Annotated in this window: 8 protein-coding genes and 1 pseudogene; all 9 read left to right on the forward strand. The window is 63.4% G+C overall.

What is annotated here, in order from left to right:
- The coding region (locus HNH97_RS00005; RefSeq protein WP_171789386.1) for a hypothetical protein at positions 1 to 372 on the forward strand (372 nt) is incomplete at its 5' end.
- A gap of 128 nt (positions 373 to 500) precedes the next feature.
- Entirely contained in the window at positions 501 to 785 is a 285-nt protein-coding gene (locus HNH97_RS00010) for a hypothetical protein (protein WP_171789387.1), read from the forward strand.
- Between the two features lie 241 nt (positions 786 to 1026).
- The gene (locus HNH97_RS00015; RefSeq protein WP_171789388.1) at positions 1027 to 1758 is read left to right on the forward strand and encodes a hypothetical protein; all 732 of its coding nucleotides are present in this window, start codon (positions 1027 to 1029) and stop codon (positions 1756 to 1758) included.
- Positions 1759 to 1875: 117 nt separating this feature from the next.
- Positions 1876 to 2187: a phage baseplate plug family protein gene (locus HNH97_RS00020; protein ID WP_171789389.1), complete on the forward strand. Its 312-nt coding sequence runs from the start codon at positions 1876 to 1878 to the stop codon at positions 2185 to 2187.
- Positions 2177 to 3106: a baseplate hub protein gene (locus HNH97_RS00025; protein ID WP_171789390.1), complete on the forward strand. Its 930-nt coding sequence runs from the start codon at positions 2177 to 2179 to the stop codon at positions 3104 to 3106. The genes HNH97_RS00020 and HNH97_RS00025 overlap by 11 nt, the downstream gene beginning before the upstream one ends.
- A 5-nt stretch (positions 3107 to 3111) precedes the next feature.
- Positions 3112 to 3759: a Gp138 family membrane-puncturing spike protein gene (locus tag HNH97_RS00030; RefSeq protein ID WP_171789391.1), complete on the forward strand. Its 648-nt coding sequence runs from the start codon at positions 3112 to 3114 to the stop codon at positions 3757 to 3759.
- A 171-nt stretch (positions 3760 to 3930) separates the two neighbouring features.
- Positions 3931 to 4179, forward strand: a complete 249-nt coding sequence (locus HNH97_RS00035; RefSeq protein ID WP_171789392.1) for a hypothetical protein — start codon at positions 3931 to 3933, stop codon at positions 4177 to 4179.
- A gap of 10 nt (positions 4180 to 4189) precedes the next feature.
- On the forward strand, positions 4190 to 4543 hold the full coding sequence (locus HNH97_RS00040) for a hypothetical protein (protein WP_110914593.1): 354 nt from the start codon (positions 4190 to 4192) through the stop codon (positions 4541 to 4543).
- Positions 4530 to 4904: pseudogene (locus HNH97_RS00045) on the forward strand (baseplate J/gp47 family protein); the annotation flags it as partial. The gene HNH97_RS00040 and the pseudogene HNH97_RS00045, both read left to right, overlap by 14 nt.

Raw genomic sequence — 4904 nt, forward strand, 5'->3', positions numbered from 1 at the left:
GTCCCTGCCGCGCGGCATGTGCCCGGGGAAGGGGCCGAGGACGGGGCCGGGGAGGGGGCCGCAACGCGCGCCGGGATACGCACGGCATTGCGCCGCGCCGCCCGGCAGGTGGCGGGTGGCGCGGGGATGCCCGATCCGCTGGCGTCCGGCGCGCAGGTGGCGCGGGTGCAGGCGCACTGGGCGCAGGCCCTTGACCGTCAGGTGGAACTTGCCACCGCGCCGCCCGCGCGCATGGCAGCCGCGACGACCGAGATCCATATGGGCGATGTCGTGGTCCATGCCAGCAGCACGGACGGGCAGCGTATCGGCGCGCAGGTCCGTGACCAGTTGCGCCGCAGCGTCCCCGCCCTGGCGAATACCGGGCAGAGATAGGGCAGGGCTGCCTGCCGGAAGGCGAGGTTGTGCGACCCTTTTTGAAAAAAGCTTCACCACAGACCTTTATTCCTCATGGTCCTGTTCTGGCCGCGCGGTAAAGTCAGGCGCAGGCAGCAAGGGATGACATGATGAAATATACTCTGATGGCGCTGGCCCTGTTCATGGGGGTGGCGGTTTGTGGCGCATATGGCGCGCGGCCGCGTCCGTCCGATCAGGCGCTGATCGCGAAGGAAGAAGACCTCAACGACAAATGCCGGGGCGGCCTTTCCACTTTACGGGCGACCATGGCGGCCTGTGACCGGCGTGAGGCGGTTCTGGGCGTTCTGGAAAAGCGCAACATCTGCTGGGGACCAAGTGACAGCATAGAGGCTGAAAAGCACTGGGTCAGATGCAAACCCCAGAAGCCGTAAGAGATCATTTGAAAAGGTTAAGTCAGATAACCTGGTGGAATAATAAAGGTTTTTGGTGAAGCTTTTTCCAAAAAGCTTCGAAAGACGTCGCCTTTTTCGATCAAAAGGCGACACCCAAAAACTTTTTTCTATTTTATATCAACGGTTTGCTTGTGAAGCTTTTTCGACAAAGCTTCGAGGAACGCCGCCGTCCTGAAAAAAGGCGGCACATGAACGAACCATCATCCCGCAGGAGAGGCCCATGACCATCATCCCCGTCTCCATGCCCGTGACGTGGAACCTGCCGTCGATGCAGGGCGTGCCCTCCGTGCTGGGTAATGTCGCCGACGATGCGCAGGCCATGGGGTCTGTCACGCTGGGCACCATGCTCGATGACTACCAGATCAGCAGTGCGGCCAGCCTGTGGGGTATCTTTGACGCCACCGGCGCGCAGGTGCTGGGTGCGGCGCATGTGCGCGCGGTGGAGTTCGAAAGCGCGCACGCCATTTCCGACGCCCCGCAGGAAGACGGGGCGTTCGTGTCGTACAACAAGGTCGCCGCCCCCCGCCGTTTCATGCTGGAGATGCTGTGCGACGGGTCGCAGACCGGCAGCGGTGGCCTCGACAGCCTTGTGGCGCAGTATTCGCCCATCGCCGCGTGGGGGAACATGACGGGCGATGGCGCGCGGATGGTGCGGGCGTCGTTCCTGGCGACCCTTGCGGCGATGGAGGACGACACCGCGACCTATGCCGTGCATACGCCGGAATATTCGCTGGCGTCGGTCAATGTGGTCGGCCACCGCTACCGCCGGGAAACGCGCGGCGGTGTGACGCTGCTGGCGGTGCAGGTGATGCTGGTGGAGGTGCGATGCAGCGCAACGCAATCCTATACCACCACCGCGACCGCCGCAGGGCAGGTGATGCAGTCCGGCGGCACGGTGCAGGCCACCGATGCGGATACGACGCAGGCTGCCGCATTATCCGAAGTCATGTAGTAAAAGTTTTTGGTGAAGCTTTTTTCAAAAAGCTTCGAAAGACGCCGCATTTTTGAAAAAAGGCGGCACCCAAAAACTTTTATTCCTTATTTCTTTTAAATACCGAAGGGTACACCCATGGCGACCCCACAGGTCATTCCCCTGTCCGCCATCGCGGCGCAGTCGGTCAATGCCGTCGTCTCCCGACAGGTGCTGCGCCTTGATGTCAGGCAGCGTTCCACCGGGCTGTTCATCGACGTCTGGTGCAATGGCACGCAGGTGCTGTGCGGTGTCCTGTGCCGCGACCGGACGTGGATCGTGCGCGATGGCTATTTCGGCCTGCCGGGGGACCTCGCGTTCCTCGACCTCGAGGGGACGTCCGACCCGTCATATGATGGTCTGGGCACGCGCTATGTCCTGACCTATGCGGAGGGGCAGGATGCAGCCTGATTTCACGCAGAAGGCTCTGGACGTGACCTTTCGTGTGGCGTCGGGCGGGTTTGGCGCGGGTGGGGCGGATACGCTGACGCTGTCGGGCCTGCGCTGCCATGCGGAGGTGACGCATGCGGGGATGCCAAGCGGCAGCACGCTGTCGCTGCGGATCGGGGGGATGGACCTGCCGATGATGAACCGCCTGTCGGTGCTGTCGGCCATGCCGGTCGCCACCGCGCCACAGCAGCAGATGCAGGCGTGCGGCAACACGGTCATGGTGCAGGCCACCCATGGCGATGGCAAGGTCGCGGTGTTTCGCGGCGTGGTGGTGGAGGCGTTCGTCGATTTTTCCACCATGCCCGACGTGGCGTTCGTCGTGACCGCCAGTTCGATTGCCGGATTGCAGGTGCAGCCCCTGCCGCCCGATGGCTATGCCGGGGCGGTGTCGGTGCAGACGGTGCTGTCGGACATCGCGGCGCAATGCGGGCTTCGCCTTGTGGCGCACAACCTTGGCGGGGTGATGATCCATGACCATTACGGCTGGGGCTGCGCGCGCGACCGGATCGAACGCATCCGCCATGCCGCGGGCATCGTCATCAACATACAGGACAACACATTGACCGCCTGGGGCCGGGACCTTGCCACCGATGGCACGACGGGCACACCGCCGGTCATCAGCGCGGGGACCGGGCTGTTGGGCTATCCCGCCTATAACCAGGACGGGGTGGCGTTTCGCACGCTGTTCCGGCCGGATATCGCCTACCTCTCCCCCGTGCAGGTGTGCTCCGTGGCTGCGCCGGGTGGGCTGTCGATGGCGTCGGGCGGGCTGTGGACGCCGTACCGGATCACGCACCAGTTGGAAAGCGAGGTGCCCGACGGCGCATGGTTCACGCATGTCGCGGCCATGCGCACCGGCAGCCCCGCAGCAGGAGGATGATGGACATGGCAGCACAGGACACGATCTTTCCGGGGTTCCAGACGCGGCAGGACGCGGGATCGGACTATGGCAGTATCGAGGCGGTGGGCCGTCGCCTGCTGGCGATGATGGGGGCGGATACGCCGGTGCGCGTCGTCGCGGTCAATGGCACGGGGCTGAACCCGGTCGGCTTTGTCGATGTGCAGCCACTGGTGCACATGCAGGACGCGCTGGGCCAGGCCATGCCGCACGGCGTCATCCGCAACGTGCCCTATGTCCGCATGCAGGGCGGCAGAAGTGCCGTCATCTGCGACCCGTGCGTGGGCGATATCGGCGCGATCATCATCTGCGGCCGCGACATCAGCACCGCCAAGGCCAGCAGGGCCCCCGCCGCCCCCGGCAGTTTCCGCATCCACGACATGGCGGACGCGATCTATGTCGCGCCAATCCTGAACGCCGCCCCGACCGAGTATGTCTGGCTGACCGGCAACGGGATAAAGGTAAAGACCGCCGGCACGTTCGAGGTGGACGCCGCCAGCATGAAGGTCAGTTGCGACATTACCTCCACCGGCACCATCACCGGGCAGGCCGATGTCGTCGCCGCCGGGATCTCCGGCAAAGGCCACACCCACCCGGTCAGCGCGGCACCGGGGACGACGGGAACGCCGGGGTAAAAGGCAGGGTGCCTGTCCATCTGTGTCCGCAGGATGCGCGTGCGCATTTTTCCCTTATGTGACCAGAAGTTTTCTGGTTCTTTTTTCCAAAAAGGAACATCCTTTGCCGCGTGCGGGGGCTGTCCCTTCTTTTTCTGGTAGAAAAAGAAGCAAAAAGACTTCTGATCATTTGTGTCCGCAGAACGCGCACGCACAATTTCCCCTTATGTGATCAAAAGTTTTTTGGTTCTTTTTTCCAAAAAAGAACATACTTTGCCGCGTGCGGGGGCTGTCCCTTCTTTTTCTGGAGAAAAAGAAGCAAAAAGACTTCTGATCATTTGTGTCCGCAGAATGCGCGCGCATAATTTCCCCTTATGCAATCAGAAGTTTTTTGGTTCTTTTTTCCAAAAAAGAACGCCTTTGCTGCATGCCCGAACATGAAAGGCACGACATGGCTTCGCTTCTTCTGGACCGCACGACGTGGGACCTGTGTGTCACGGCGTCGCGTGACATTGCGGTGGCGTCCGCGCCGTACTGCGTGCTGCAGGATGTGGCGACGGCGGTGCGGACGTTCGTGGGGGAGTGCTGGTACGACACGGCGAAGGGGATTGCGTATTTCAGCCTCATCCTCGGCGTGGGGCAGTCGCCTGCGGCCTTTCGCGCGCAGGTGGAGGCCACGGCGAAGGCAGTGTCCGGGGTGGCCGATGCGCGGTGCGTGCTGACGGCCATTGGCGCGGACCGGGTGCTGTCGGGCGCCATCCTTGTCACCCTGACCACGGGAGGAACCGCAAGTGTCAGTTTCTAGCACCACATCCGTGCCGGCCGCCACGCTGGGCACGACGGGCTTTGTCGCGCCGGCCGAAAGCGACATCCTGACCGGGGTGATGGCCGATATCAGCGCGGCGTTTGGCGGCAGCCTCAGCACCGACCTGTCCACGCCGCAGGGGCAGTTGGCCAGCAGCCTGAGTGCCATCATCGGGGACTGCAACGATGCGTTCGCGGCCCTTGCGAACGGGGTGGACCCGGCGTTCGCGTCGGGGCGGATGCAGGATGCGATCGCGCGCATCTACTTCATTTCCCGCAAGGCGGCGACGGCGACCGTGGTGTCGTGCGTGTGCGCGGGTGCGGCCGGGACGGTCGTACCGTCCGGGACACTGGTGCAGGAT

This window comes from Gluconacetobacter entanii, from assembly GCF_013155425.1.
Taxonomy (GTDB): domain Bacteria; phylum Pseudomonadota; class Alphaproteobacteria; order Acetobacterales; family Acetobacteraceae; genus Novacetimonas; species Novacetimonas entanii.

Bases quoted from the DNA above. Each gene is read 5' to 3' on its own strand.
- HNH97_RS00040 (WP_110914593.1), top strand. From the start codon at position 4,190: ATGGCTTCGCTTCTTCTGGACCGCACGACGTGGGACCTGTGTGTCACG.
- HNH97_RS00015 (WP_171789388.1), top strand. From the start codon at position 1,027: ATGACCATCATCCCCGTCTCCATGCCCGTGACGTGGAACCTGCCGTCG.
- HNH97_RS00025 (WP_171789390.1), top strand. From the start codon at position 2,177: ATGCAGCCTGATTTCACGCAGAAGGCTCTGGACGTGACCTTTCGTGTG.
- HNH97_RS00030 (WP_171789391.1), top strand. From the start codon at position 3,112: ATGGCAGCACAGGACACGATCTTTCCGGGGTTCCAGACGCGGCAGGAC.
- HNH97_RS00010 (WP_171789387.1), top strand. From the start codon at position 501: ATGATGAAATATACTCTGATGGCGCTGGCCCTGTTCATGGGGGTGGCG.
- HNH97_RS00020 (WP_171789389.1), top strand. From the start codon at position 1,876: ATGGCGACCCCACAGGTCATTCCCCTGTCCGCCATCGCGGCGCAGTCG.